General features: G+C 55.9%; 2 protein-coding genes. Both read left to right on the top strand.

Annotated elements, in window-relative coordinates; all coding sequences use genetic code 11:
* Positions 1-251, top strand: a 251-nt coding sequence (locus tag C9383_RS28450; RefSeq protein WP_249031089.1) for a transposase, incomplete at its 5' end; no start/stop codon positions are given.
* 8 nt (positions 252-259) lie between these two features.
* Positions 260-1,084 (top strand): IS3 family transposase, encoded by an 825-nt coding sequence (locus C9383_RS19640; RefSeq protein ID WP_249031091.1) that lies wholly within the window; start codon positions 260-262, stop codon positions 1,082-1,084.
* The last annotated feature ends 36 nt before the right edge of the window (positions 1,085-1,120 follow it).

A 1,120-nucleotide genomic window follows, 5' to 3' on the forward strand; every position in this document is an offset into this window, starting at 1 on the left:
TGGATGAAGGTCAGCCGGTTACCGAAGTCTGTGCCAGCCTGGATATCGGCCCCACAGCCCTGCGCCGTTGGGTTGATCAAGTGCAAAAAGAGCGCTTGGGCTCGACTCCGGTGGGGGCCAAGGCGATTACCGCTGATCAACGAGAAATCCAGAGGCTCAAAGCTCTGCTCAGAGAGAAAGACCTGGATATCGAAATCCTAAAAAAGGCCAGTGCTCTCCTGCTTTTGGACGCCAAAGATCATTCACGCTGATCGATGAGCTGGACGAGCAGTACGGCGTTAAAAAGTGTTGCCGGGTGTTTGGGGTCAACCGCAGTAGCTTTTACGCCTGGCGCCAGCGCCAAGGCAGAGCAAATCCTGAACGGGACAAGCTCAAAGCCGCGCTGGTCAGGCACCACAAGGCGTCCAGAGAGTCGGCCGGCGCACGTACTTTGTCCAAGGAGCTACAAGCCAAAGGGCATCGTATCGGGCGTTATATGGCTCGCAGTTTGATGCGCGAAGCTGGCATCGCTAGTCGTCAGCGCCGGCGCCATAAGTACAAATCGCCGGGTGTGGAGGCCTTGGTGGCGCCGCACGTGCTCAAGCGAAAATTTGATGTGACGGCGGTTAATCAAGTGTGGTGTGGCGACGTGACATACATCAAGGTCGGCAAGCGATGGATGTACTTCGCCGCCGTTCTGGATCTGTACGCTCGCAGGATCGTAGGCTGGTCGTTCTCGATGATTTCTGATGCCAACCTGACCTGCGAAGCGCTACGCATGGCGGTTGAGCTGCGCGGCCATCCCCAGGATGTGTTGTTTCATTCTGATCAAGGTTGCCAGTACACCAGCCATAAATTCCGAAACGCGCTTGTGAAACATGGGTTTAGGCAAAGTATGAGCCGTAAAGGCGAGTGCTGGGACAATGCCCCGATGGAGCGTTTCTTTGGTAGTTTGAAGTCCGAGTGGGTGCCTGAAGCGGGCTACCAACTGGAGCATGAGGCCCGGGCAGATGTGCAGCGCTATGTCTCGCGCTACAACATCAGCAGGCCTCACAGCTATAACGACTACAGGTCGCCGGTCGTGAAGGAAAGGTTGGCGGCGTGAACCGTAATCAGTGTCCAAGATTACTTGACCAGTTCA

Origin of the sequence: Pseudomonas palleroniana, from assembly GCF_003031675.1 — a bacterium.
Classification (GTDB): Bacteria; Pseudomonadota; Gammaproteobacteria; order Pseudomonadales; family Pseudomonadaceae; genus Aquipseudomonas; species Aquipseudomonas palleroniana.